Origin of the sequence: Bacillus sp. REN10 (assembly GCF_016820555.1) — a bacterium.
Taxonomy (GTDB): domain Bacteria; phylum Bacillota; class Bacilli; order Bacillales; family Domibacillaceae; genus Bacillus_CE.
Map to the genome: position 1 here is coordinate 142,816 of NZ_JADHDW010000001.1, position 26,133 is coordinate 168,948.

The following is a 26,133-nucleotide window of genomic DNA, read 5'->3' on the forward strand; positions in this document are numbered from 1 at the left end:
GGAAAATGGCTACGATAATCGGGCTAACGGGTGGCATTGCTAGTGGCAAAAGCACGGTGAGCCAAATGTTGAAAGAAAAAGGATTTGCAATAGTGGATGCAGATGTAGCGGCGCGTGCCGTTGTAGAACCTGGTCAGCCGGCGTTGCAACAAATTGTTGAGACGTTTGGAGAAGAAATTTTACAAACAGATGGCACGCTTGATCGTTTGAAGCTGGGACAACGTATTTTTAATCATGAAGAAGAACGGAAAAAGCTGAATGACATCATTCATCCAGCTGTCCGTCAGTTTATGCTGGCCGAGAAAGAAGAAGCCATTCAAGCTGGGAGCAAAACGATCATTATGGACATTCCTTTATTATTTGAAAGTCAATTAACATGGATGGTGGAAAAAGTCATCGTTGTTTATGTAAATGAAGAGACTCAATTACATAGGTTAATGGCTCGCAACGGCTTTGATGAAGTCACTGCGAAATCCCGAATCGCATCCCAGCTGAGTCTCCGTGATAAAGCTACTCAAGCGGATGCAGTGATTAATAATAACGGAACGATGGAAGAAACGAAAAAGCAGCTCGAACAAATTTTAATCGATTGGCAGTTAGAGCCATAAACCGTCCTTTTTAGAAGGGCGGTTTTTTATCTTTTTAGGCGAGAAGACCAGCCAGTCAGATCCATGTTGACGGCAGTTTTCTTAGCCTACTTTTCTGAATAGTTAAATTTCTTATTTTCATCATTTAAAGGTTCCATTAAAAATTAATTATGTTATACTAATTAAAGCAAAACAAACAATTAAGTATATAACATTTGTGGATATAGGAGGAGCCGGTATATGAAGGCGAAAGTAGCAATTAACGGATTTGGCCGTATCGGAAGAATGGTATTTCGTAAAGCGATTTTAGAGGAAGGGTTGGATATTGTAGCAGTAAATGCAAGCTATCCACCAGAGACTCTTGCTCATTTGATTAAGTATGACACAAATCATGGCAAGTTTGAGGGAGACGTAGCAACGGAAGAAAACGCATTAGTTGTAAACGGTAAGCGTATTCAACTGTTAAGCAGCCGTGATCCACTAGAACTTCCTTGGAAAGATCTTGATATCGATATCGTCATTGAAGCAACAGGTAAATTTAACGCTCGCGACAAAGCGGCACTTCACCTTCAAGCAGGAGCGAAGAAAGTCATTTTAACAGCACCTGGTAAGAACGAAGATGTTACCATCGTTATGGGTGTGAATGATGAAGCGTTAAACATTGCTGAACATGATGTGATCTCGAATGCTTCTTGTACAACAAACTGCTTGGCTCCAGTAGCGAAAGTGTTAAATGAGAAATTTGGCATCGAGAATGGTTTAATGACAACTGTTCATGCTTATACAAATGACCAAAAGAATATCGACAATCCGCATAAAGACTTACGCCGTGCTCGCGCATGTGCGCAATCGATTATCCCGACTTCAACTGGAGCGGCTAAAGCCTTGTCGCTGGTTCTTCCTGAGTTAAAAGGCAAGCTTCACGGTATGGCGTTGCGCGTGCCAACTTCTAACGTTTCTCTCGTAGACCTTGTGGTTGACTTGAAGCGTGAAGTAACAGTAGAAGAAGTAAATGAAGCATTTATTGAAGCATCTCAAGGTGAGTTAAAAGGCATCCTTGATTTCACGACAGAGCCGTTAGTATCTGTTGATTTCAATACAAATCCGCACTCTTCTATTGTAGACGGATTATCTACAATCGTAATGGAAGGCACAAAAGTGAAAGTTCTTTCTTGGTATGATAACGAGTGGGGCTATTCTTGCCGCGTGGTTGACTTAGTGAATTATGTAGCAGAAGAAATGAAAAAAAAAGCTGAAGTAACAGCCTAATTTCAAATAATATTCAGGTCGGTTTGGGCAAACACCCCAAGCCGGCTTTGTCTTGTTTTGAAAATGATAAATCCTTAGCGTCCGGCTATACTATAAGAGCGGGCGTTTTTCTTTTGTTCGCCATCCCCTTTTATGACAATAAAAAAACTTTCAGAATGGATATTGCAAATTCGAACGGATCAAAGTATACTAATCCTCGTGAAACAAAATAGCTACTTAAAGGGTTAGGACCTCTTCGGACTAACTTTCCCCCGTGGTAGTTATCACTTTTACAAAAGCCTATGGTGAAAAAAATCATTGTAAAAGGGGGAAACGATCATGGAAACAATGGGTCGTCACGTAATTTCAGAACTATGGGGCTGTAACTTAGAAAAATTAAATGATATGGAAAAAATCGAGCAAATTTTTGTGGATGCTGCACTAAAATCAGGCGCGGAAATTCGCGAAGTAGCGTTTCATAAATTTGCGCCACAAGGAGTAAGTGGAGTAGTCATTATTTCTGAATCTCATTTAACGATTCACAGCTTCCCAGAGCATGGATATGCAAGCATTGATGTGTATACATGCGGAGATTTAGATCCGAATATCGCTGCTAACTATATTGCAGAGGCTTTAGAGGCAGAAACGCGTGAAACAATTGAGTTGCCTCGTGGAATGGGCCCTGTACAACCTGTACAAGCGAAAGAAAAAGCAACTATAAGCTAACAAACACAAGGTGTATGCGAGATAAGCATACGCCTTTTCATATTGTAGAACAAAGAGCGTAACTTCTTTTCTTGTGCATTCTTTATCTTTTTTATATGATAGGATAAATATAAGCAAATTGAAATCGGAGTTGATACGATGAAATGTCCGGCTTGTCAGTATAATGGCACACGTGTCATCGATTCCCGACCGATAGATGATGGACGCTCGATTCGGCGTCGGCGGGAATGCGAATCTTGTGCTTACCGGTTCACTACGTTTGAAAAGGTGGAAGATTTACCACTGATTGTTGTGAAAAAAGAAGGAACACGAGAAGAATTTAATCGGGACAAAATGTTGCGCGGCTTAGTAAAGGCATGTGAGAAGCGCCCTGTTTCCCTGGAGCAGTTAGAAAACATTTCTTTAGATGTAGAGAAAGATATTCGCAGTCAAGGGTATTCAGAAATCGATTCAGATAAGATCGGTGAAATGGTCATGGACCGCCTAGCGGAAGTGGATGAAGTCGCTTATGTTCGTTTCGCCTCTGTGTACCGACAATTTAAAGATATTAATGTTTTTTTAGATGAGTTAAAGGAATTAATTAAAAAAGTGAAATAACAGGCTGGAGGCAGACAGTTCTCTAGCTTTTTTCGTCGAAAGGTTAGATAAACGATGACCCCACACTGGAATGAAATTCAACCCGTCGATGAGTACAAGGCTTGTCTAAGCGGAGTACTGCATGACATGGATCGCAAAATATTGACATTTCTTTATCAGCCGTTAATCGGTGCGAAATGCTTTAGTTTATATATGACATTATGGGCGGAAGTAGAAGAGAATAGACTTGTCGCTCGTGTCTCTAACCATTATTATTTAATGAATTTTATGGATATGAGCATTCAAGACATATATAAAGAACGCTTAAAGTTAGAAGCGCTTGGTTTGTTAAAAACGTACGCGAAAAGAAGAGGCGATATCCGTGAATTTATTTATGAGTTGCAACCGCCGCTCACGCCAGAACAGTTTTTTCATGACGGTATGTTAAATGTATTTCTTTATCGAAAAGTGGGCCGTTCCCATTTTCAAAGGTTAAAAGAATTTTTTGCTGATCAACTTATCCCGAAACAAGAGTATCACGATGTCACAAGAGACTTTCAAGAAGTGTTTTCTGCCGGGCCGCCGGCAATGAGCGAAGAAGCGATGGAGATGAGTCAAGTTTCCGGAAATCAACAATTTATTTCGAAGGAGGAAGGAAAGGGGATTCCTCTTTCTGAAGATAGTTTTGATTTCAGTCTGCTTGAAAGTGCTTTAAAAGGGGCGATGCTCTCAAAAGTGGTATTGACTCCTTCTGTGAAGGAAACCATTGCGAAATTATCTGTTCTTTATGGGATCGGACCGTTTGACATGAAAAACTTACTGTTGTCCTCGATGGATGAAAGGGATGCCATTGATATTGAAGTGCTGAGAAAGTCGGCTCGTGATTGGTATCAGCTTGAGAAAAACAGCGAGCTTCCAGAGCTTATCCATCTTGTTCAGCCTGTGCCACTGCGAACAGTGCAACATGAACCGATTACGCAAGAGGAACAGTTAATGCATTATTTAGAAACGACCTCTCCACGGCAAATATTGATCGATATTTCAGGGAGTTTGCCATCAAAGGCAGATTTAAAAGTTATGGAAGGTGTGATGTTTCAACATAAGTTACCTGCTGGTGTGGTCAATGTATTGATTCAGTATGTCCTTCTTAAAACAGATATGAAATTGACGAAAAGCTACGTCGAGAAAATCGCCTCTCATTGGGCGCGGAAGAAGATCAAAACCGTGAAAGAAGCGATGGAGCTGGCAAAAAGTGAGCATCGTCAATATTTAGACTGGGCTAATCATAAAAAACAACCGAATAAAAAAGCCGCGATCCGCACGGAAAAGTTGCCCGGCTGGTTTCACGAAACGGAAGAGACCAGGAAACCTTCACAACAGGAGTCAGCGGACGTGGCAGCGAAAAGACGTGAACTGGAAGAAAAAATTAAAAATAGCCGATTGCAAAGGCAGGTGAAACAAGGTGAAGAAAATTGATGAAACCATCAAACGATTGACAAGCTCCTCTGATTTTCAAAAACGTTATGAAGAGATGCGGACAGAGATTTTAAATGATCCGTCCATTCAACAATTTCTTAGGGAGCATCGACAAGAGATCTCATCAGATGTGCTGAATAAAAATTTAATGAAATTATATGAATATAAATCACAAAGCTTTTCATGTGATAAATGCCCGAGCCTTGATGGCTGTATCAATATGATGAAGGGGTTTGAGCCGAAGTTGGTGTGGCGTCGGGGCGGCATTGATATTGACTACTATCGCTGCCCGAACAAAATTCGTGACGATGAAAAACGTAAAAATGAAAAATTAATTACTAGCATTTACGTCCCGAAAGACATTTTGTATGCGACATTTACGAACTTGGATTTGCAGGATCCTGATCGTTGGCAGGCGATTGAAGCGGCGCAGCACTTTACAGAAGCGTATTCGAAAGATCCGCATACGAAAGGTTTATTTATTCATGGACCGTTTGGTGTGGGGAAATCATATTTGCTCGGGGCGATCGCCAACGACCTGGCAGATAAACATGTTTCGTCGCTTATCGTTTATTTTCCGGAGTTCATCCGTGAAATGAAACAATCCTTTAATGATCAGTCGATGAATAGTAAGCTTGAAGTCGTGAAAAAGGCTCCTATCTTAATGCTAGATGACATTGGAGCGGAGTCAATGTCTAGCTGGATGCGCGATGATATTCTCGGAACAATTTTGCAGTTCCGGATGCTTGAAGGTTTGCCAACGTTCTTTACATCCAATTTTAGCTATGCAGAATTAGAACATCATTTAACTTACTCGCAGCGGGGAGAAAAGGAAGAACTGAAAGCGAAGCGAGTGATGGAGCGGCTCCGATATTTAACCGTACCGGTAGAAATGAAAGGCCAAAATCGACGGAAATAATGAGGAAGCCTATTGATTTTCATGTAAGTAAGTTCTATAATACGTACATACATGATAAATAGTAACAGGTGATGACGAGGACACGAGTCTTTTTTTACGGTTTCTAGAGAGGGAAAGCTAGGCTGAAACTTTCCTAACACGAAAAAAACACTTACCACCTCTGAACCACGGCCGTGAACACAAAAATTGTTAGTAATGGACCGCCGGCAGCAGCCGTTATCTGAACTGGAGATTTCAACATGTTTTGTTGAAAAAGTAGGGTGGAATCGCGATCAAAACCTCGTCCCTTCATTTAATTGAAGGGGTGGGGTTTTTTATTTTTGGCTTTGTTAAACAATAACACTACACTTTTTAACAAAGCTTAATTTTTTTACTATAAAGAAGGAGTTGGAAGTAATGTCTGACATGATGAAAATTACATTCCCTGATGGATCCGTCAAGGAGTTTTCTAAAGGCACAACGACAGAAGCAATTGCCCAATCCATTAGCCCAGGATTAAAAAAGAAAGCATTAGCTGGGAAAGTTAACGGCAAGCTATTTGATTTACGCACACCCATTGAAGAAGATGGTCGCTTAGAAATCGTAACACCTGATCATGAAGATGCGCTAGAAATTTTGCGTCACAGTACAGCGCATTTAATGGCTCAAGCGATTAAACGCATCTATGGAGCAGAAAATGTGAAGTTAGGTGTCGGTCCAGTGATCGAAGGTGGATTTTATTACGATATCGATTTAGAAGAATCGATCACGCCAGAAGACTTGCCGAAGATCGAAAAAGAAATGAAGAAAATCATCGGCGAGAACATTGAAGTCGTTCGCAAAGAAGTAAGCCGCAATGAAGCGCTGAAGTTTTATCAAGAAATTGGCGATGAGTACAAAATTGAGCTGATCGGCGCGATTCCTGAAGAGGAAACGGTGACAATGTATGAGCAAGGCGACTTTATCGACCTTTGCCGTGGTGTTCACGTCCCTTCCACAAATAAAATTAAAGAATTTAAGTTGCTGAGCATTGCTGGTGCTTACTGGCGCGGAGACAGCAACAACAAAATGCTTCAACGTATTTACGGGACAGCGTTCTTCACAAAAGAAGAGTTAAAAAACCATCTACACATGCTTGAAGAAGCGAAAGAGCGCGATCACCGTAAAATCGGTAAAGAGTTAAACTTATTCATGAACTCGCAAAAAGTGGGGCAAGGACTTCCGATGTGGCTACCTAAAGGGGCAACGATTCGTCGCATCGTTGAGCGCTACATTGTCGATAAAGAAGAAAGCCTTGGCTACAATCACGTCTATACACCGGTAATGGGAAGCGTGGAGCTGTATAAAACGAGCGGTCACTGGGAGCATTATCAAGAGAACATGTTCCCGATGATGGAAATGGATAATGAGCAATTAGTGCTTCGCCCAATGAACTGCCCGCATCATATGATGATTTATAAAAATGGCATCCACTCTTATCGTCAGTTGCCGATCCGTATTGCGGAACTAGGTACGATGCACCGCTATGAAATGTCAGGTGCATTATCAGGACTTCAGCGTGTACGTGGAATGACATTGAATGATGCTCATATCTTTGTCCGTCCGGATCAAATTAAAGAAGAGTTCAAGCGTGTAGTAGAATTAATTCTCGAAGTATACAAAGATTTCGATTTGAACGATTATTCTTTCCGTTTATCTTATCGTGATCCAGCTGATACAGAGAAATATTTCGATGACGATGAAATGTGGGAAAAAGCACAAGGGATGTTAAAAGAGGCGATGGATGAGCTTGGCCTTGAGTACTACGAAGCAGAGGGAGAAGCGGCATTCTACGGTCCGAAGTTAGACGTAATGGTCAAAACAGCCTTAGGGAAAGAGGAAACTTTATCAACAGCACAGCTTGATTTCCTATTGCCAGAGCGTTTTGAATTAACATACGTTGGTGAAGATGGTAAGCAGCATCGTCCAGTCGTTATTCACCGCGGTGTCGTATCGACAATGGAACGTTTCGTTGCCTTCTTAATCGAAGAATACAAAGGAGCCTTCCCAACGTGGTTAGCACCGATCCAAGTACAAGTGATTCCGGTATCTGCCGATGTTCATTTTGATTATGCGAAGGAAGTGCAAGAAAGCTTGCGCGCAGCTGGCATCCGTGCAGAACTTGATGATCGCGACGAGAAAATCGGCTACAAAATCCGCGAAGCCCAAATTCAAAAAACACCGTACATGCTTGTTGTGGGTGATAAAGAAATCGAAACAAAGTCCGTTAATGTTCGTAAGTACGGTGAACAAAAATCAGAGACAATTGCTTTCAATAACTTCTTAGAAATGATTAAGAAAGAAGCGAAAAAAGGTTAATTTGAAAAAAATCCTTGATCTTTTGTTCGAGCTTTGTTAATATAATTTTTGTTGATCATAATGAATTGACGAATATGATTCGTTGTGATATAGTTACTAAGGTGAACAGAATACACAAGCAGAAGCACCCGCTTCTCACCTGATTGACGCGCCAAGCAGTTGGCAGGTTTGAATGTAATGATTAATGGCCGGTTTATGGCTATTTCAATGCGGGTATGCTCATATACCCGCATTTTTTATTGCCTTTAAACAGTTGACGTTAATGTGTATTCGTAAATATACGTGTATTCTAATAAACCTTGGAGGTGGCTAATTATTAGCAAAGATATGTTTGTAAACGAGGGAATTCGTTCCCGTGAAGTCCGTCTCATTGACCAAAATGGCGAGCAGTTAGGAATTAAATCAAAATTCGATGCGCTCGAAATTGCTTCACGCGTTAATCTTGATCTTGTGCTTGTTGCTCCAAATGCTAAACCACCAGTAGCTCGTATTATGGATTACGGTAAGTTTAAATTTGAACAGCAGAAGAAAGAGAAAGAGGCTCGTAAAAATCAAAAAATCATTAATCTTAAAGAAGTTCGTCTTAGTCCGACGATTGAAGAGCATGATTTTAATACGAAACTTCGCAATGCCATCAAATTCCTTGAAAAAGGGGATAAAGTGAAAGCTTCGATCCGTTTCAAGGGACGTGCGATTACTCATAAGGAAATTGGACAACGCGTTCTTGACCGTTTTTCAAAAGCTTGTGAGGAAGTGGCTACTGTTGAGACTAAACCAAAAATGGATGGTCGCAGTATGTTCTTAATCTTAGCACCTAAAAACGAAAAGCAATAAGTTTGAGGAGGAATTACAAATGCCAAAAATGAAAACCCACCGCGGCTCAGCTAAGCGTTTCAAAAAAACAGGTTCTGGTAAATTAAAACGTTCTCATGGCTACACAAGTCACTTATTTGCCAACAAATCTACAAAACAAAAACGTAAGCTTCGCAAAGGAACGCTTGTATCTAAAGGCGATTTCAAACGCATTCGTCACATGTTAGACAATCTTAAGTAAGACTAGGAACCATTATAGGAGGGAAATATTATGCCACGCGTAAAAGGCGGAACAGTAACTCGCAGACGTCGTAAAAAAGTTCTTAAATTAGCAAAAGGTTTTTTCGGTGCTAAACACCGTTTATATAAAGTTGCCAACCAACAAGTAATGAAATCTTTACAATATGCTTACCGTGATCGTCGTCAGAAAAAACGCGACTTCCGTAAGCTTTGGATCACTCGTATCAATGCAGCAGCTCGCATGAACGGTCTTTCTTACAGCCGTTTAATGCACGGTTTAAAACTTGCTGAAATCGAAGTGAACCGCAAAATGCTTGCTGACTTAGCAATTAGCGATGAGAAAGCATTTGCTCAATTAGCAGACGCTGCAAAAGCTCAATTAAACAAATAATATTTGTTCAAAATCAGACCGCCATTCAGGTGTGTCTGATTTTTTATTGGGCAAGAAAACAAAGGATGCCAACAAAACAAGATCAGACTCAGTAATTAAGCCTGTCCAATGAGCAAAAACACAGCAATTTCTGAAAAGCGAAATGTTTGATACAATAAATGCTGGGAGGTTATCCAATTTGTTCATTTATTTTGTTCTCATCAATGTGATTAGTTATGCGGTGATGGCCAATGATAAGAGGAAGGCGAAACGCGGAGCTTGGCGGACGAGTGGGTTCACACTATGGCTGTTAGCATTTACTGGGGGAGCGGTTGGCAGCTGGGTAGCGATGCAGACAAATCGTCATAAAACAAAGCATGCTTCCTTTAAATATGGCATGCCGGTATTAGCGGTGATCGACCTCGGATTACTTGCCTATTTTTCATAAAGGATAAGGAGAGTTACCACAATGAACTATAACTTAAAGATAAAACGACTACATAATGAGGCTCTTTTACCATTTCAAGCGAATCCAGGAGATGCTGGATTAGATTTATTTTCTGCGGAAGAAAAAATAATCAAGCCGGGAGAGGCGGAATTAATTAGCACAGGAATTAGCATGGAGTTGCCAAAAGGAACGGAAGCGCAAGTGAGACCGAGAAGTGGCTTAGCGTTAAAGCATGCGGTGACGGTATTAAATAGCCCAGGTACGATCGATGAAGGATATAGAGGAGAAATTAAAGTCATCCTCATCAACCATGGAAAGGCAGACTTTCAAGTAGAGAAGCAAATGAGAATTGCCCAAATGGTGATTGCACCTGTGGCGACAGTAACGATCACTCAAGTGGAAGAGCTCTCTCAGTCGGAGAGAGGAGCAGGAGGCTTTGGGTCCTCAGGTGTAAAATAAAACAGTCTTGCGAGTATACGGAAATTTTGAATATTTGAGTAAAATTGCGTATACTGAAAACGGATACATATTTTTCGTAAAGGAGGCTTTTCCATGCCAAAAATGGATGAAACATTAACGATGCTGAAAGAACTGACAGATGCGAAAGGAATTCCTGGGAATGAACGCGAAGTGCGCGCTGTCATGAAAAAATATATTGAGCCGCTTTCAGATGAAGTCACAACCGACAACTTAGGAAGCTTAATTGCGAAAAAAGCAGGCGACGAAAATGGACCGAAAATCATGGTAGCTGGTCACTTAGACGAAGTTGGTTTCATGATTACTCAAATCGATGATAAAGGCTTCCTTCGTTTTCAAACAGTCGGTGGCTGGTGGGGGCAAGTGATGCTTGCTCAACGTGTGACAATTGTAACGAGAAAAGGTGATGTTACGGGGATCATCGGATCAAAGCCTCCGCATATTTTATCGCCAGAAGCTCGTAAAAAACCGGTAGAGATTAAAGATATGTTCATTGATATCGGTGCTTCTAGTAAAGAAGAAGCGATGGAGTGGGGCATTCGTCCAGGCGACATGGTCGTACCTTATTTCGAATTCACGGTGATGAACAATGAAAAAATGCTGTTAGCGAAAGCATGGGATAACCGCATTGGCTGTGCGATTGCGATTGACGTCATGAAATATGTGAAAGACAAGCAACATCAAAATGTCGTGTACGGCGTAGGTACAGTGCAAGAAGAGGTCGGGCTCCGCGGGGCGAAAACAGCCGCTCAAACGATTAAACCAGATATCGCTTTTGGAGTAGATGTTGGTATTGCTGGTGATACGCCAGGTATCTCTGAAAAAGAAGCAATGAGCAAAATGGGCAAAGGTCCGCAAATTATTCTGTATGATGCATCCATGGTGTCTCATAAAGGGCTGCGTGACTTTGTAACCGATGTGGCTGATGAGTTGAACATTCCATATCAATTCGATGCCATGGCTGGCGGAGGCACAGACTCAGGTGCCATTCATGTCACATCAGGTGGCGTCCCTAGCTTATCCGTAACGATTGCGACACGCTACATCCACTCGCATGCCGCAATGCTTCACCGCGACGACTACGAAAACGCCGTCAAACTACTTGGGGAAGTCATCCTCCGTCTAGACCGCGATACTGTGAACAAAATTACATTTGACTAAGAAAAGCGAAAGATGCCGTTTAACGGCGTATGGACTGTAGCGATCCGTACGAGATAAAGGAAACACGATGAACGTCAGTGAATCGATGTTGACTTATCGTAAGGAGGATCGAGGAAGTCCACTAGACGTTGGCATCTGTAGCTGGACAAAAAAGAAAAGCGAAAGATGCCATTTAGCGTGACAAGCAAATTCATTTGCTTGTCACGCTTTTTTTATGAACGTATATCAAGGTTAGCCTGATGATATTTGCTAAATTTACAAATACATATATTTAGATTCTGTGAAAATATTTAAAATTTACTCACTTTTTTGATATCCTTAAAAAGATGGATGAAAACGGAAAGAGAGGGATGGCAATGGGGAATTCAACCATTAAAGAATTGATGACGGAAGAGGGCATAAGGAGTGCCTATCCCGTAATGAAACAGCTGCGGACGCATTTAGATGAACAGATGTATCTTGATTTGGTACTAGAAGCACAGGAAAAAGAGCAATACAAACTGTGTGCTTTATTTCATGATGAAGAAATAGTCGCAGTCATTGGTTTTCAGCCGATGACGACGTTGTACTATGGGCGTTTCGTTTGGGTGTGTGATTTAGTGACAGCTGCAGATCAGCGTTCGAAAGGCTATGGAGAGACTTTGCTTATATACGTTCATGAATGGGCAGCCGCTCATCATTATGAAAGTGTTGCCTTATCTTCAGGATTGCAACGAGTAGATGCTCACCGTTTTTATAAAGACAAAATGAACTATGACAAAGTGAGCTTTGTGTTTAAGCATACTTTGTCGTAAAGGAGGGGACATATGACGTTAAAAAATCAACCAGTATTAAAGATCCCGTCAACAATTTTGGAGAAGATCTCTACCGTATTGTCTTTACTATTGCTTATACTTAATGTCATTTACCTGCTTATTCAATGGGGAGAGCTGCCGAATCAAGTACCCATTCATTTTGGGGTTACAGGGGAGGCTGACGGTTGGGGAGGCAAAGGAATGATTTGGTTCTTGCCCATTATGGCTTTTCTTTTATGGATAGGACTCACTTTGTTAGAACGAGTGCCACATCTACATAACTATAGCGGTTTAACAGAAGAAAATGTGGAGTCTCAATACCGTAACTCGCGAATGATGCTCAATGTGATGAAGACGGAAATCATTATTTTCATGGTATTAGGCAGTTATCAAAGCGTACAAGTCGCGCATGGGCATCAATTTGGTCTTGGCATATGGGAGCTTCCTATCTTTTTAGGTGTGATGTTCAGTACGATGGGGTTTTTTATGTATCGAGCGTTCAAGTTAAAACAAACAAGCGATTCTCTGTAACGGAGGGTCGTTTTTTTATTAGGCAATTACCTATTTTTACAGAAGACAATCGCCCTCTTTGTATAAACTGCATAGCATGTTAATGGAAAGGCAAGGAGATCAATTAAAACGGAAAGGGAGAATGTTTGCAATGAATGAGGGCATATCAATGTTACCCGGAGTAGAACAAGAGGCAAGAGCTGCAGATGAAAGAATTATTGGTCGTCCTTTTGGATTCGGCAGACCATTTGGATTCGGTTTTGGTAGACCATTCGGATTCGGATTTGGCAGACCGTTTGGGTTTGGCAGACCGTTTGGGTTTGGCTTTGGCCGTCCATTTTGGGGAGGTCCATTCTGGGGAGCACCTTTCTTAGGCGGATTTGCCGGAGGGTTGTTAGCTAGTTCGTTATATCCTCCTTATTATGGTTACCCAGGATATGGATATGGTTATGGATATGGATATCCATACGGAGGCTTTTATTAAGTCAAAAGAGGAGAAACAATATTAATTACCTTTAAAGGAGAGAGAATAATTATGTGGGATCAACATTTTGGTGAACAAGACTTTTTAGATACGATGGATGAAAGACAACAGCCTTACTACCAACAGCCGTATTATCCTTACCCGTACCCTAGACCTAGACCGCCATATTATCCGCAATATCCGTACTACCCGCATCATCATCATCATCCGCATCATCACCATCATTATCCGTATCAGCCATACTCGCAGTATCCAGGGCAGGGGTATGGCGGCTGGTAACAACAAACTTGGCTACTAGATGGATATCTAGTAGCCAGTTGGCTATGGAATAATTACATATGCATAACGCCAGTAAAAACGGCGAGACTAAGTGACAAAAGGAGTGATTTGCTATGAAAAATAATGCTAATTATCCCGTTGCTTCATTAAATGAACATCAAGTAAAAAGAATTCAGTCGTTAGAGAAAGAACTGCGGCAAGAAATGAGCGAAAATATTGTGTTAATTGCTTATGATGAAATAGAAGATAAGTAAAGAGGTTTGTTAGGAACTTATTTTTCGGATGATTAATACATTAATTAGAGAATCCGAAAAAGGAGTGAAAGTCATTATGAGTATGCCGTCCATCCCGAAAGAACCTCATCGTCCCGATAAAAATGAAGTCATTATCGATTTATTAGAATCGATTGCCCTAGAAGAAATTGCTCTATCACATATCCTTAATGCAGAAGCGGAAAAAATCCAAGCGTTTGTTGGCGAGTGTTTAGATTTTCCGACGAAACCTAATAATCATGAGATCATTAAGTTTAATAAATCTGTTCAAAGTCTGATTGAAACCGTCGTCATGAAAGAATGGCTACTGCTGAAGAAGTTAGAGAGTGTCATGGAGTTAATTCCAAGTCATCACAGCAAATGCCATTGTACGACATGTAAAGGCAAAGGGCATCACCCATGTTAACTTGTAACAAGCATCATGAGCACGCGCTTTCTCATTCGATAGCGGCAGCTGATGAATCGCTAGCTACTTTTGCATCAGCATTAGTTTTACTGGCTGAAGCGGAACAATCTGCAAAGATCGAAAATGATGTAATAAAAGATTTGACGACTTCGATTTGTACAGAAATCGCTCAACTGCAAAAGCTGTCATTTAAAAAACATAAACATATGCGAGCATATATTGAGCAATCGGATAAGACTTGTTTCATTCCTTCTTCAGAGCAGTGCTATACGTTAAATGAGACGATATCGAAACTGTATCCGATTGTCAATTCTTTATCACTCACACTGGAAGAACGAATGGAACTGTATGAGCTAGTACAAGAAAATCAACAATGGTATAAAAAACGGAGAGAGTTATTTTCTTATTCGCATCGCTTTGACAATGACCCGGCAACTACTTGGCTTTCGATTTATTGTCCTTTTGTCGAGAAGGAGAAACCTGCGCTGTAGTCGCGCAGGTTCCTTGATAAAGAACTTATTTATTCTTCTGTACAGTCTTTAATATCGATTGCTTTGTTTGCAGGAATAGTAATGTTTACAGTGAAGGTATCAGCAGGGTCAGTTTGGTTTGTGAACACAAATTCCACATTTTGACCATTATTAGAAATAGTGGCTACGAAGTCATAGTTTGTATTTCCGATCGTTCCTTCTCCTTCTAGAGTGGCTTCATCGTCAGCAGCACTACAGTCTGAGAAATCAGTGACAAATCCTTCAAATCTAAAATCTCCTGAACCTCCAGGAACGACAAATTGTAATACAACTTCATTAAATCTAGGGTTGGCACAAGGGCCACAGAAACGAATTCTTAAAGGTGATGCCAATCCTGTAATAGGATCTTGACCTGTTTCAGTTTTTACAGCTGTAAGACCGCCACGGTTATAGAAAATGGAACAAGTTTCGCAACCGAATGGTGGTGGTGGTCCAGGTTCTTCTGGTTCCTCAGGAATTTCTAAAATTTCTTCCAACTTAAATAATAAAATTAATTCTTTGGCAATAACCTTCTTTAACACTTTCTCTACGCTTCTGTTCACTCTTAACAAATCTTGCAGATTAGGAGCAGGAGTGAGAGTAGATCCGAGAGTACCCACCACTTTTTGAATCTTTTCTGCTTCGGCATTGACAACATGCGCAAGAGCAATTTCTTCTAAAGCAACAGATGCTAACAATAAATTGATAGCGTCATTACGGCTAATGGACGTGTTGTCCGGTAATTGAGGTGCTGTCATATTTTTCATCCTTTCAAATTTTTTTATCTTACATGAGTACTATATTCACTTGAATACATAACAGAAATGGACAAATATCTAAAATAGAGTAGATTTGAATAAAAGGGCGTTAAACTCATAGATTGAAACAAAAGAGGCCGAGTCAAAAGTTTATACTTTGGCTCAGCCTCTTTCTTATAACATTTCAGAGATTTGGTTTTTCACTGTTTTAATCCATCTTCTAGTGTTTGCAGCATATGCTGTTTCTCTTGCTCATCAGCGTGCTGCCAAAATACTTCAAACAATACCCCAAGTCCCGGAAGCATTTTTTCTTCATTTCGCTGGATCGCATCGACAATTGTTTGCTCTAGTTGTTGCTGTGAACTGCCAGTAATGTTGTTTAACACCGCTTGCCTTAAATTAAAATTCATCGCCATTGCCCCTCCTTGCTGTAGTCATTATTACTTTCTCCTTTCCTTCCATTTAATATGCGAAAAAAATAAGCTATAATGAAACGAAATCCCTATGTATTGAAGGAGCGGAAAAAGTGAAGTTTATTCAATCAACGAAAAACCCTCAAGTGAAACAGTGGAAAAAGCTGTTAACGAAGAAAGAGCGAGAGAAAACAGGACTTTATTTACTTGAAGGTCTTCATTTAGTAGAAGAGGCATTGAAGCATAAAGAAGAGATTGTGGAATTAATCGCTTCAGAAGATTTATCATTACCGACACATTGGAATGTGGATGGTGTTGAAATGACGATTGTCACAGCGGATATTACAAAAGAGCTGGCCGATACAGAGACAAATCAAGGCGTGTTTGCGGTTTGCCGCAAACGCCCATTGCCGGATTCTTTATCAGGCCGGACGTATTTATTAATCGATGCTGTGCAAGATCCAGGAAATATCGGAACAATGATTCGCACAGCGGATGCAGCAGGTTTAGATGGCGTGATTTTAGGAACAGGCTGTGCCGATCTTTATAATCCGAAAGTGCTTCGTTCAGCGCAAGGCAGTCATTTTCATTTGCCGCTCATTCAAATGCCGCTTGATCAAGCGATTCAACAATTAAAACAGGAACAAATTCCGGTATTCGGTACATCATTGCAACAAGCAGCGGATTATCGGGAAGCGGAAGTACAAGATTCTTTTGCTCTTCTCGTGGGGAACGAAGGCAGTGGTGTCAATGAATCGCTGTTAGCGGAGACGACGAGCAATGTGTTTATTCCGATTTATGGTGGCAGCGAATCGTTAAATGTGGCGGTTGCGGCTGGCATCTTGCTGTATCATTTCAAACATTCATTGAAAAACGTTTGAACTTTTGAGTGAATATATACTATAATAAGAACAAATTGTATAAGGCAAAAGGCAATGATAGAGAAGAGTAGTTTACGCTGTTTTTTTCAGGGAGAAAGTGCCGCAGACTGAAAGCACTTTTATGAAACGGTAAGCGAAGTTCACCTCTTGAGCCGGCATCAGGACCGCCCTAGGCGTAAAGATGCCCCGGTGAAGAACCGTTACAGCAATGAAGTGAACGTGTGTTTGAGCATGTTAATAAGGGTGGTACCGCGACCAAAGCCTCGTCCCTTTTTTGGGAGACGGGGCTTTTTTGTGTTTACGATACTAAACTGCTTTTTGCCAATGAAAAAAGGAGGAATTACACTGTGGAACAGCAATTACAGCAATTACAAACAGAAGCATTAGCCCAAATTGAAACAGCCGCTGATTTAAAACAGCTGAATGACATTCGGGTCGCTTATTTAGGAAAAAAAGGGCCTGTGACAGAAGTACTGAAAGGCATGGGGAAATTATCAGCGGAAGAACGTCCGAAAATGGGGGCGCTTGCGAATGAAGTGCGTGGAGCGATTGCTTCAGCGATCGAAGCAAAGCAAACGACATTAGAGCAACAAGCGATTCAAGAGCAATTAGCAAAAGAAACAGTGGATATTACCTTGCCAGGTCGACCAGTGAAAACAGGCAATCATCATCCGCTCACACGAGTTGTAGAAGAAATTGAAGATTTATTTATCGGTATGGGCTATTCTGTAGCAGAAGGTCCAGAAGTGGAAAAGGATTACTACAACTTTGAAGCGCTCAACTTGCCGAAAGGTCATCCGGCACGTGATATGCAGGATTCTTTCTATATTACAGAAGATATTTTGCTTCGTACGCATACTTCTCCGGTTCAAGCGCGCACAATGGAAAAAAATACAGAAAAAGGCCCAATTAAAATTATTTGTCCAGGAAAAGTGTTCCGTCGTGACAATGATGATGCGACACACTCCCATCAATTTATGCAAATTGAAGGTCTTGTCGTTGATGAAAACATTAGCATGGGCGACTTAAAAGGTACTCTTCAAGCGTTTGCGAAAAAAATGTTCGGTGAAGATCGTGAAATTCGTTTACGTCCAAGCTTCTTCCCATTCACGGAACCATCGGTTGAAGTCGACGTTAGCTGTATGTGCGGCGGCAAAGGCTGTAACATTTGTAAGCAGACGGGTTGGATTGAAGTGTTAGGAGCAGGAATGGTGCATCCGAATGTGCTTGAAATGGCTGGTTATGACTCGAAGAAATATACAGGCTTTGCGTTCGGTATGGGAGCGGAACGAATTGCTATGCTGAAATATGGCATTGATGATATTCGTCTTTTCTACACAGATGATCTGCGCTTCTTAAAACAATTTTCGGTACATGAATAATTAGGAGGGAAATGAAAAATGTTCGTTTCATATAAATGGCTGAGCGAGTACGTCAATCTTGACGGAATGCCGGCAAAAGAATTAGCAGAAAAAATTACCCGCAGCGGAATTGAAGTAGAAAGTGTTGAGCATTTAGGGGAAGGTATTAAAAATGTCGTTGTTGGTCATGTGCTAGAGCGTGAACAGCATCCGAATGCGGATAAATTAAATAAATGTTTAGTTGATGTCGGTGAGGAAGAGCCGGTTCAAATTATTTGCGGAGCGCCAAACGTTGATAAAGGTCAAAAGGTCGTTGTCGCAAAAGTAGGCGCTGTTCTTCCTGGTGATTTCAAAATTAAAAAAGCAAAGCTGCGCGGCGAAGCATCACATGGGATGATTTGCTCGCTGCAAGAGCTTGGCATCGAAAGCAAATTAGTGGCAAAAGAATTTGCAGAAGGTATTTTCGTCTTCCCGAATGATGTGACACCAGGTGAAGATGCGCTTCAACAATTAAACTTAGATGATGAAGTGCTAGAGCTCGGCTTAACACCGAACCGTTCTGATTGCTTAAGCATGTTAGGTGTGGCTTATGAAGTGGCAGCCATTCTCGGCACAAATGTCAAACTTCCTGCATTGGAAGTAAACGAAGTAAATGAAAAAGCAGAGGAACATATCGACATTCGTATCGAGGCGAAGGAAGATAACCCTCTTTATATTGCTCGTGTTGTCAAAAATGTCAAGATCGCTCCATCCCCACTTTGGCTGCAAACTCGACTCATGGCAGCGGGCATTCGTCCTCATAACAATGTCGTGGATATCACGAACTATATTTTATTAGAATATGGTCAACCGCTTCACGCCTTTGATTATGATCGTCTAGGCTCAAAAGAAATCGTTGTGCGCCGCGCGAATGAAGGCGAAAAAATCGTTACATTGGATGATGCCGAACGTACCTTATCAGCTGAGCATTTAGTGATCACAAACGGCCAAGAGCCAGTCGCGATTGCTGGTGTAATGGGTGGAGCCAACTCTGAAGTGCAAGCAGATACAACGACGGTTCTCATCGAATCTGCGTATTTTGATGGTCAACGTGTGCGCCAAGCGTCCAAAGATCATGGCTTACGTTCAGAAGCGAGTGCTCGTTTTGAAAAAGGTGTCGACCCGAATCGTGTGCAAGCAGCGGCTGACCGTGCCGCTCAATTAATGGTGGAGCTAGCTGGCGGAGAAGTGCTTTCTGGCCGCGTCGTAGCTGGAGAAATGGCGGCAGAGCCGAAAGTCGTTTCTCTTACGCTAGAAAAACTGAATCGTGTCCTTGGTACCGAGTTACAAGTAGCTGAGGTGGAAGATATTTTCCGTCGTTTGCAATTTGATGTGCAAACGGATAACAATGAATTCATTGTGACTGTTCCTACTCGTCGCGGCGATATCACGATCCCTGAAGATTTAGTGGAAGAAGTGGCACGTATGTATGGGTATGATCACTTGCCAACGACACTTCCAACAGTGGAATCGAAGCCAGGCCGATTAACCGATTATCAATTAAAACGTCGCGTTGTTCGCCGTTATTTAGAAGGGGCAGGCTTAAATCAAGCGATCACTTATTCTTTAACAAGTGAGAAAAAATCAACACAATACGCATTAGAAACTCGTGAGCCTGTCGCTTTAGCGATGCCGATGAGCGAAGAGCGTGCGTTTTTACGCTTAAGTCTTGTTCCGCAGTTACTTGAAGTTATTGCTTATAACAACGCTCGCCAAATTGATTCATTAGCTCTTTATGAAGTAGGTTCTGTTTTCTTAAAAGAAGCAGAGGGCGAGTTACCTTTTGAAGAGGAACATGTAGCTGGTGCGATTACTGGACTATGGGAAGAAAATGCTTGGCAAGGAGAAAAGAAAGCTGTTGATTTCTTCGTAGCGAAAGGCGTACTAGAAGGTTTATTTGCTCGACTTGGTCTAGAACAACGCATCGCTTACAAAAAAGCAGAAGTAGAAGGGATGCACCCAGGACGTACAGCAGCGATTGAACTCGATGGTCAATTGATCGGATTTGTCGGTCAAGTGCATCCTCAGCAAGCGAAAGATCTCGATTTGAAAGAAACATATGTATTCGAATTGCGATTAAGCACGCTATTCGAAGCGGAAAAAGACGCGGTTGCTTACGAGCCAATTCCTCGTTTCCCTTCCATTACTCGCGACATCGCGCTAGTTGTCGAACGCCAAGTAGAAGCAGGGGCCTTGCAAGCCGTCATTCAAGAAGCTGGTGGCGAACTGTTGAAAGGCGTTCATGTATTTGACCTATACGAAGGGGAGCATATGGAACCAGGTAAGAAATCCGTTGCCTTCACTTTAACATACGCCGATCCAGCGAAAACACTGACAGATGAAGAAGTAGTGAAAGTACACAACGGTGTCCTCGAAGCGCTAAAAGAAAAAGCTGGCGCTGAACTACGAAGCTAATTTAGTCGTTCTCTCATATGGAAGCAGCATTATATATTTTAGAAGATACTCTAATTAGGGTATCTTCTTTTCGTATGGAAAAATTTCAAAAATATGAAAGTTGTCTTATCTCTATTTGTCAAAAAATTCGCCTGGAAATTCTTAATAAACTTATAGGTTATCCGATACAATATGTGACTAATCATGGTTGAGAACTAGCAAGTAGATGTGGTGTGAAAGGTGGAAGAAACAGTGAGAAGTTTGAAGGCAAAGGTTTTAAGTGCATTTTTCGTTATTATTGGATTGACACTTGTTATGGGGGTTTTTAATGCAATATCTTTATCCGCTATTAACAAGGACTCTCAAGAAATAATAAAAAAAGATCTCCCTCTGTTAATGTTAGATGAAAAATTACGATTCAATATCTCCCAACGAGTTTCAAGTGCTCGCGGTTATATTATTTTCGGTGATCAAAGCTTTCGGGATGAATTTGATCGCTATACAGAAGATAGTAAACAGCTTCAAGAAGAGTTGCTTTCAATGAACCACTCAGCATCAGCGAAAGAATTAGTAGAAAAAAGCGTGCAATGGCGAAATTTGCTCAACGAAGAGGTTTTTGCCCTTTATGATCAAGGGAACAAAGAAGCAGCGCTGAAAAATTTAAACAATAAAGTCATTCCGCTTGGCAGAGAAATCATGAAAGAATTTAATCAAATGGCTGAGAAAAGAGAGGGGGAAATTAAAGAGCAAGGAGAAAGAGTGATCCAGTCGGGAAATAAGATTGCCTTTATGGTCAAAACTATTGTAGCTGTCGTGGTCATTCTTGGGATAGTTATTGCCATTTATATTGCTAACTCTTTAACAAAACCAATTACCCGTGTCGTGACGAGAATGAAAGCTATTTCGAATGGCGATTTGACACAGGAAGACTTAAAAGTAACTACGAAAGATGAAATCGGTGAATTAGTTCGCGCAGTAAATACAATGAACAAACAAATTCGGACGATGACGTTAGAAATCCAAGAAGTATCAGATATAGTGGCTAGTCAAAGTGAGGAATTGACACAATCATCACAAGAGGTAGGGGAAGGAAGTCTGCAAATAGCCACTACGATGGAAGAGTTAGCTAAAGCAGCGGAATCACAAGCTCATACAACGTCAGAATTGGCGGATTCTATGAATAAGCTTATGAGCAATATTCAAGATGCTAATGGGAATAGTATAAAAGTATCGGAAGTATCGGAGGATGTTTTAGTATTATCAAAACAAGGGAATCAATCGATGATGGACTCCATGACGAAAATGAATGTTATTGATGAGAATGTAAAAGAGGCTGTAACAAAAGTACAAAGCCTGTATGAACATACAAAAGGAATTACTCAGCTAGTACAAGTGATCTCATCTATTTCTGAGCAAACGAATATGTTAGCTTTAAATGCAGCGATCGAGGCAGCTAGAGCTGGTGAGCATGGCAAAGGTTTTGCAGTCGTGGCAGGGGAAGTTCGAAAATTGTCTGAACAAGTAGGAAGTTCTGTTGCAGAAATTACCAATATCGTGACAACGATTCAAAGTGAAACGGCCTCGGTCGTTCGCTCTCTTGAGGAAAGCTTTGAGCTAGTAGACCAAGGAACGATTCAAATCAAACAAACAGGTGAAGCTTTCGATATCATTACGTCTTCTATTGAAGATGTTGTACATAAAATTCAAACGGTCACAAACGATTTGTCTGAAATTGTACAAGAAACAGAAGAAATGGAAGGCGCAATCGCCAGTATTGCTTCTGTTTCAGAAGAAGCAGCGGCAGGAGTAGAAGAGACAGCTGCTTCTTCTGAACAATCGACCATTTCCATGCAGGAAATTTCCAGCAACGCTGATTCATTAGCAGGTCTTGCAGAGAAGTTAACGACGCTCGTACGGCGATTCAAAGTATAAATTTGAGCATCCCTATTTTGGTAGGGATGCTTTTCGGTCTGGATGTTTTAAAAATCCTTTCGTAATCGAAGAGGGGGTTCTTGTCAATCGCTATCATATTATCTTCTATTGATAAGTCGTTTTGCTTTTTCTGTATTAGCAAAATGCCGTTTCGTAAAATGCAGAAGAGCCCCTTCGCCTTTTTCTTGAATCAGACGGGCAGCGGCAACATCCACTTGGCTTCCTGCTCCTTTCGGGATGGTGAACCCCGCTTGTTTGCTTAATTTGTCCATTTCTTTGACAAAGGCGTAGCGGGCGATGATCGAAGCGGCCGCTACGGCAATATGAACGCTTTCGCCTTTTGTACTGAAATAGACGTTTTCTTGGAAAATTCGTTTTTGCCCGTTTAAATAGCGATAATACGTTGTTTTTTCAGCAAATTGGTCGATTAGTACGGCTTCGGGACGATCAGGTAAGATTTTTTCGTGCAGTTTGATCAGCGCTTGATTGTGAAGGAGTGCTTTTATTTTTCCTTGTGACATTCCTTGCATTTGCCATTCGTTATACTTTTCATTGTGTAAAATGAGCAAGCTGTAAGGAATGACTTGGACAATTCGTTTCGCTAGATTGATAATTTGCGCATCGGTTAAATTTTTGGAATCTTGGACACCAATCGCTTGGAGCGCGGCGATTTGTTCCTTTTTCACAAAAGCCGCAACGACCGTAATGGGGCCAAAATAATCCCCAGTTCCAACTTCATCACTTCCAATTACGGACAGGGAGTGAAAATTAGCTGGCAGCGCATTTGCGACAGTGTTTTTCTTTTTCGCCGGAGCCGCAGCCGTTTCTCCGCTCCAGCGAGCAGTTTCTGTCCCAGCTCCTTTTCCTTGGAACAACACTTTCCCAGAACGATAGCCCGTGATGGAACAATTGGCGGTCTTTGCAGCAAATACAGCGCCTGTTGGCAGTTTACCTGTGGCATGGACCTCATAATATTTCTTCATTTCTTCAAGCGTGCGGTTCGTGACCGTTAATACAGTATGACTCAATGAGAACTCTCCTTTATGCTTTCGACTTTTCACACAATAATACTCATGGTATGATAACAGGTAGGATTCTTTAGAATGGAGGCCATTCAAATTGCAAGATAGAGAAAAAGCTCGGGTTACAGTAGAAATACATGGACATCATTATACTATTGTTGGGACAGAATCGAAAAGCCATATTCGTGACGTGGCCAATATGGTGGACGAAAAAATGCGTGAGATTAGCATAAAGAATCCAATGCTAGATTTAAATAAAATTGCTGTATTAACTGCTGTTAACACAGTTCATGAATATTTGAAGCTTCAAGAAGAAGTGGAACAATTAAAGGAAGAATTAAAAAAGTTAAAGGATTGATCTCGATGATCGACATCATTTTATTTATGTTTTTATTAGCAGGCATTGCCATAGGGTTAAAACGAGGCTTTATCTTGCAAGTGTTTCATATAGTTGGCTCGATTATTGCTGTCATTGCAGCGATTTCCATGCGGGAACGAGTGGCGCCGATGCTTCACTGGATTCCGATGCCTCCAATCGAGAATACACCGATCTTTCAATACATCCCTGATCATTTTGAAGCCTTTTATTATGGAACGATTGCTTTTATCCTGTTGTTTTTCGTTGTGAAAACCGCCATGTCGATTTTAGCTTCTTTCCTCAATGTGCTGGCGAGCATTCCGATTATAAAAGAAATCAACAAAATTGGCGGAGGACTTCTCGGTTTTGCCGAAATTTACCTCGTTTTATTTGTTCTGCTGTACATAGGCGCTTTTTTTGCAGGGACGAATATCCAGGTGATGGTGGCAGAGTCTACGATTGCTAATTATATGCTTTACGATACCCCTTATTTATCCGAAGCATTAAGAACGTTTAATCCTATGAGTTATGTGAACAACAACTTCTCTTTTTAATAGAGAAGTTTTTATTTTACCTAGTTTTTCTGCTAGTATATAAGGAAGATAGTCATTTGGAAAGCATGGTGAGCTATTATGATCAATAAAAAAGATATCATTCGTTTATTAGAGAAAATTGCGATATATATGGAGTTAAAGGGGGACAACCCGTTTAAAATATCGGCGTTTCGCAAGGCGGCGGCAGCGCTAGAAAATGATGAAAGAAGTTTGCCGGAAATTGATGACGTGACGAAGCTTGCGGGGATTGGAAAAGGAACGGCGGCTGTGATTGAAGAATACCGCGAAACAGGTCAATCGACGGTGTTAGCAGAACTGCAAGAAGAGGTGCCAGCTGGATTGATTCCGCTGTTGCAGCTTCCAGGGCTTGGCGGCAAAAAAATTGCCAAATTATATAAAGAACTTAGCATTACGAATGTTGATGAATTAAAGGAAGCATGTGAAACAAATCGTGTCAGAGACCTTGCTGGATTTGGGGCAAAAACAGAGGAAAAGATTTTAGCTGCGATTGCTAAAGTTGGACAACGGCCGGAACGATTGCCTATTTCCTACATGTTACCTGTTGCTGAGTCGATTGAAGCAGAGTTGGCTTCGATGAAGGAAGTATTAAAATTTTCCCGAGCCGGAAGCTTGCGCCGTTTGCGGGAAACGATCAAGGACTTGGATTTCATCATTGCGACAAAAGAAGCGGTGACCGTGAAGGAGCAATTATTAGAGCTGCCAACAATTAAAGAAATCATTGCAGCCGGAGAGACAAAGGTTTCAGTCATTCTTGAAGGAGAATGGGATGTATCTGTCGATTTCCGCCTTGTGAAGGAAGCGGAATTTGCTTCTACTCTTCACCATTTCACCGGTTCGAAAGACCATAATGTCCGCATGCGCCAGTTAGCGAAAGAGCGCGGGGAGAAAATAAGTGAGTACGGGGTAGAACATAATGAAACGGGTGAAATCAAAACGTTTCAGTCAGAAGAGGACTTCTACCATCATTTTGGCTTGCCGTGGATTCCCCCGGAAATTCGGGAAGATGGGACGGAAGTGGAGCGGTTTACAGCAGAAGGAAGTCTGTTGGATGAAAAGCAGATCAAAGGCGATCTTCATATGCATACGACATGGTCAGATGGAGCGAATTCGATTGAAGAAATGGTCGAGGCGTGCCGAGCGAGAGGGTACGAATATATGGCGATTACCGATCACTCTCGCTATTTAAAGGTAGCAAATGGATTATCCATTGAACGACTATTAAAGCAAAATGAAGAAATTCGTCGATTAAATGCCAAATATGATGATATTGAAATCTTATCAGGTATTGAAATGGACATTTTACCAGATGGGACATTAGATTATGATGATAAGCTGTTGAGCGAACTTGATTTTGTCATCGCATCGATCCATTCGAGTTTTTCTCAAGCACAAAACATCATTATGGATCGTTTAAAAACGGCGTTAAGCAATCCACATGTCGATTTAATCGCTCACCCGACAGGCAGAATTATCGGCCGCCGAGATGGTTATGATGTCAATATGGAGATGTTGATTCAACTAGCGAAGGAAACGAATACTGCGCTTGAATTAAATGCGAATCCGCATCGGCTTGATTTATGCGCTGAGCATCTTCGACAGGCGCAGGAGGCGGGAGTGAAAGTGATGATCAATACGGACGCTCATGCGATTGAACATCTTGATTTTATGACGATCGGTGTGAAAGCTGCACGCAAAGGCTGGCTTCGTCCGGAAACGGTCATAAACACCTACAGCAAAGCAGCATTTTTAGCTTTTTTAAATAGATGAT

31 protein-coding genes, 1 pseudogene and 3 other annotated features are annotated in these 26,133 nt (G+C 41.3%); of the genes and pseudogenes, 28 read left to right on the plus strand and 4 right to left on the minus strand.

The window, feature by feature from the left end; genetic code table 11:
• Positions 1-5: 5 nt before the first annotated feature.
• From coaE to thrS, 7 genes are all read left to right on the plus strand, one after another.
• On the plus strand, positions 6-608 hold the full coding sequence (gene coaE, locus IRB43_RS00705) for a dephospho-CoA kinase (RefSeq protein WP_203361511.1): 603 nt from the start codon (positions 6-8) through the stop codon (positions 606-608).
• A 219-nt stretch (positions 609-827) separates the two neighbouring features.
• Positions 828-1,856 carry a glyceraldehyde-3-phosphate dehydrogenase gene (locus tag IRB43_RS00710; protein WP_203361512.1) on the plus strand — a complete coding sequence of 343 codons (1,029 nt, stop codon included), beginning with the start codon at positions 828-830 and terminating at the stop codon, positions 1,854-1,856.
• A 318-nt stretch (positions 1,857-2,174) separates the two neighbouring features.
• Entirely contained in the window at positions 2,175-2,561 is a 387-nt protein-coding gene (gene speD / locus IRB43_RS00715; RefSeq protein WP_203361513.1) for an adenosylmethionine decarboxylase, read from the plus strand.
• Between the two features lie 138 nt (positions 2,562-2,699).
• Positions 2,700-3,158, plus strand: a complete 459-nt coding sequence (gene nrdR, locus IRB43_RS00720; protein WP_203361514.1) for a transcriptional regulator NrdR — start codon at positions 2,700-2,702, stop codon at positions 3,156-3,158.
• 54 nt (positions 3,159-3,212) lie between these two features.
• Complete coding sequence (locus IRB43_RS00725; protein WP_203361515.1) at positions 3,213-4,613, plus strand: replication initiation and membrane attachment family protein; 1,401 nt, start codon at positions 3,213-3,215, stop codon at positions 4,611-4,613.
• Positions 4,600-5,532: a primosomal protein DnaI gene (gene dnaI / locus IRB43_RS00730; RefSeq protein WP_203361516.1), complete on the plus strand. Its 933-nt coding sequence runs from the start codon at positions 4,600-4,602 to the stop codon at positions 5,530-5,532. Before IRB43_RS00725 ends, dnaI begins: the two co-directional genes overlap by 14 nt.
• A gap of 62 nt (positions 5,533-5,594) precedes the next feature.
• Positions 5,595-5,823, plus strand: a binding site (T-box leader).
• Positions 5,824-5,928: 105 nt separating this feature from the next.
• Entirely contained in the window at positions 5,929-7,869 is a 1,941-nt protein-coding gene (thrS, locus tag IRB43_RS00735; RefSeq protein WP_203361517.1) for a threonine--tRNA ligase, read from the plus strand.
• On the opposite strand, the gene IRB43_RS00740 is transcribed toward thrS, so the two are convergent.
• Positions 7,866-8,102 carry a hypothetical protein gene (locus IRB43_RS00740; RefSeq protein WP_203361518.1) on the minus strand — a complete coding sequence of 79 codons (237 nt, stop codon included), beginning with the start codon at positions 8,100-8,102 and terminating at the stop codon, positions 7,866-7,868. The two genes, thrS and IRB43_RS00740, sit on opposite strands and share 4 nt — an antisense overlap.
• Positions 7,980-8,114: a sequence feature (ribosomal protein L20 leader region), on the plus strand. It overlaps the preceding gene by 123 nt.
• A 67-nt stretch (positions 8,115-8,181) precedes the next feature.
• On the opposite strand from IRB43_RS00740, the gene infC reads away from it, so the two are divergent.
• From infC to IRB43_RS00805, 13 genes are all read left to right on the plus strand, one after another.
• Positions 8,182-8,703: a translation initiation factor IF-3 gene (gene infC / locus IRB43_RS00745; protein ID WP_203361975.1), complete on the plus strand. Its 522-nt coding sequence runs from the start codon at positions 8,182-8,184 to the stop codon at positions 8,701-8,703.
• 19 nt (positions 8,704-8,722) lie between these two features.
• Positions 8,723-8,923, plus strand: a complete 201-nt coding sequence (gene rpmI / locus IRB43_RS00750; protein WP_041097707.1) for a 50S ribosomal protein L35 — start codon at positions 8,723-8,725, stop codon at positions 8,921-8,923.
• A 30-nt stretch (positions 8,924-8,953) separates the two neighbouring features.
• Positions 8,954-9,313: a 50S ribosomal protein L20 gene (gene rplT, locus IRB43_RS00755; RefSeq protein ID WP_095477526.1), complete on the plus strand. Its 360-nt coding sequence runs from the start codon at positions 8,954-8,956 to the stop codon at positions 9,311-9,313.
• Between the two features lie 142 nt (positions 9,314-9,455).
• Complete coding sequence (locus IRB43_RS00760) at positions 9,456-9,740, plus strand: DUF1294 domain-containing protein (protein ID WP_203361519.1); 285 nt, start codon at positions 9,456-9,458, stop codon at positions 9,738-9,740.
• A gap of 21 nt (positions 9,741-9,761) precedes the next feature.
• Positions 9,762-10,199 (plus strand): dUTP diphosphatase, encoded by a 438-nt coding sequence (gene dut, locus IRB43_RS00765; protein ID WP_203361520.1) that lies wholly within the window; start codon positions 9,762-9,764, stop codon positions 10,197-10,199.
• Between the two features lie 93 nt (positions 10,200-10,292).
• Positions 10,293-11,378 carry a M42 family metallopeptidase gene (locus IRB43_RS00770; RefSeq protein ID WP_203361521.1) on the plus strand — a complete coding sequence of 362 codons (1,086 nt, stop codon included), beginning with the start codon at positions 10,293-10,295 and terminating at the stop codon, positions 11,376-11,378.
• A 356-nt stretch (positions 11,379-11,734) separates the two neighbouring features.
• Positions 11,735-12,172, plus strand: a complete 438-nt coding sequence (locus IRB43_RS00775; RefSeq protein ID WP_203361522.1) for a GNAT family N-acetyltransferase — start codon at positions 11,735-11,737, stop codon at positions 12,170-12,172.
• Between the two features lie 12 nt (positions 12,173-12,184).
• Entirely contained in the window at positions 12,185-12,703 is a 519-nt protein-coding gene (locus IRB43_RS00780) for a DUF1648 domain-containing protein (protein ID WP_203361523.1), read from the plus strand.
• Between the two features lie 148 nt (positions 12,704-12,851).
• On the plus strand, positions 12,852-13,166 hold the full coding sequence (locus IRB43_RS00785) for a hypothetical protein (protein WP_203361976.1): 315 nt from the start codon (positions 12,852-12,854) through the stop codon (positions 13,164-13,166).
• A 51-nt stretch (positions 13,167-13,217) separates the two neighbouring features.
• Complete coding sequence (locus IRB43_RS00790; RefSeq protein WP_203361524.1) at positions 13,218-13,445, plus strand: hypothetical protein; 228 nt, start codon at positions 13,218-13,220, stop codon at positions 13,443-13,445.
• Between the two features lie 113 nt (positions 13,446-13,558).
• Positions 13,559-13,699 (plus strand): hypothetical protein, encoded by a 141-nt coding sequence (locus IRB43_RS00795; RefSeq protein WP_203361525.1) that lies wholly within the window; start codon positions 13,559-13,561, stop codon positions 13,697-13,699.
• A 28-nt stretch (positions 13,700-13,727) separates the two neighbouring features.
• Positions 13,728-14,123, plus strand: coding sequence for an alpha-helical endospore appendage domain-containing protein (locus tag IRB43_RS00800; RefSeq protein WP_238941729.1), 396 nt, complete (start codon positions 13,728-13,730; stop codon positions 14,121-14,123).
• Positions 14,117-14,614 carry a hypothetical protein gene (locus tag IRB43_RS00805; protein WP_203361526.1) on the plus strand — a complete coding sequence of 166 codons (498 nt, stop codon included), beginning with the start codon at positions 14,117-14,119 and terminating at the stop codon, positions 14,612-14,614. Before IRB43_RS00800 ends, IRB43_RS00805 begins: the two co-directional genes overlap by 7 nt.
• A 29-nt stretch (positions 14,615-14,643) precedes the next feature.
• Here IRB43_RS00805 and IRB43_RS00810 read toward each other — a convergent pair whose 3' ends face one another.
• The gene (locus IRB43_RS00810) at positions 14,644-15,390 is read right to left on the minus strand and encodes an alpha-helical endospore appendage domain-containing protein (RefSeq protein ID WP_203361527.1); all 747 of its coding nucleotides are present in this window, start codon (positions 15,388-15,390) and stop codon (positions 14,644-14,646) included.
• 200 nt (positions 15,391-15,590) lie between these two features.
• The gene (gene sspI, locus IRB43_RS00815) at positions 15,591-15,800 is read right to left on the minus strand and encodes a small acid-soluble spore protein SspI (RefSeq protein ID WP_203361528.1); all 210 of its coding nucleotides are present in this window, start codon (positions 15,798-15,800) and stop codon (positions 15,591-15,593) included.
• A gap of 116 nt (positions 15,801-15,916) precedes the next feature.
• Between sspI and IRB43_RS00820 the strand changes: the two genes are divergently transcribed.
• The 5 genes and pseudogenes from IRB43_RS00820 (at position 15,917) to IRB43_RS18125 (ending at position 22,410) form a co-directional block, all read left to right on the plus strand.
• Complete coding sequence (locus IRB43_RS00820) at positions 15,917-16,684, plus strand: TrmH family RNA methyltransferase (RefSeq protein WP_203361529.1); 768 nt, start codon at positions 15,917-15,919, stop codon at positions 16,682-16,684.
• A gap of 45 nt (positions 16,685-16,729) precedes the next feature.
• Positions 16,730-16,958 (plus strand) — a binding site (T-box leader).
• Between the two features lie 73 nt (positions 16,959-17,031).
• A complete protein-coding gene (gene pheS / locus IRB43_RS00825; protein ID WP_203361530.1) occupies positions 17,032-18,066 on the plus strand; it encodes a phenylalanine--tRNA ligase subunit alpha in 1,035 nt (344 codons plus the stop codon).
• Positions 18,067-18,084: 18 nt separating this feature from the next.
• Entirely contained in the window at positions 18,085-20,499 is a 2,415-nt protein-coding gene (gene pheT, locus IRB43_RS00830; protein WP_203361531.1) for a phenylalanine--tRNA ligase subunit beta, read from the plus strand.
• Between the two features lie 768 nt (positions 20,500-21,267).
• A pseudogene (locus tag IRB43_RS18120) lies at positions 21,268-21,453 on the plus strand (HAMP domain-containing protein); the annotation flags it as partial.
• A 138-nt stretch (positions 21,454-21,591) separates the two neighbouring features.
• A complete protein-coding gene (locus IRB43_RS18125; protein WP_481748102.1) occupies positions 21,592-22,410 on the plus strand; it encodes a methyl-accepting chemotaxis protein in 819 nt (272 codons plus the stop codon).
• Between the two features lie 98 nt (positions 22,411-22,508).
• Here the strand turns inward: IRB43_RS18125 and rnhC are convergent, their stop codons facing one another.
• Positions 22,509-23,438, minus strand: a complete 930-nt coding sequence (gene rnhC / locus IRB43_RS00840) for a ribonuclease HIII (protein ID WP_203361533.1) — start codon at positions 23,436-23,438, stop codon at positions 22,509-22,511.
• A 91-nt stretch (positions 23,439-23,529) separates the two neighbouring features.
• On the opposite strand from rnhC, the gene zapA reads away from it, so the two are divergent.
• The 3 genes from zapA (at position 23,530) to polX (ending at position 26,132) form a co-directional block, all read left to right on the plus strand.
• A complete protein-coding gene (gene zapA / locus IRB43_RS00845; RefSeq protein ID WP_203361534.1) occupies positions 23,530-23,790 on the plus strand; it encodes a cell division protein ZapA in 261 nt (86 codons plus the stop codon).
• A 5-nt stretch (positions 23,791-23,795) separates the two neighbouring features.
• On the plus strand, positions 23,796-24,344 hold the full coding sequence (locus IRB43_RS00850; RefSeq protein WP_203361535.1) for a CvpA family protein: 549 nt from the start codon (positions 23,796-23,798) through the stop codon (positions 24,342-24,344).
• Positions 24,345-24,422: 78 nt separating this feature from the next.
• Positions 24,423-26,132, plus strand: a complete 1,710-nt coding sequence (gene polX / locus IRB43_RS00855; RefSeq protein WP_203361536.1) for a DNA polymerase/3'-5' exonuclease PolX — start codon at positions 24,423-24,425, stop codon at positions 26,130-26,132.
• Position 26,133: the final 1 nt, after the last annotated feature.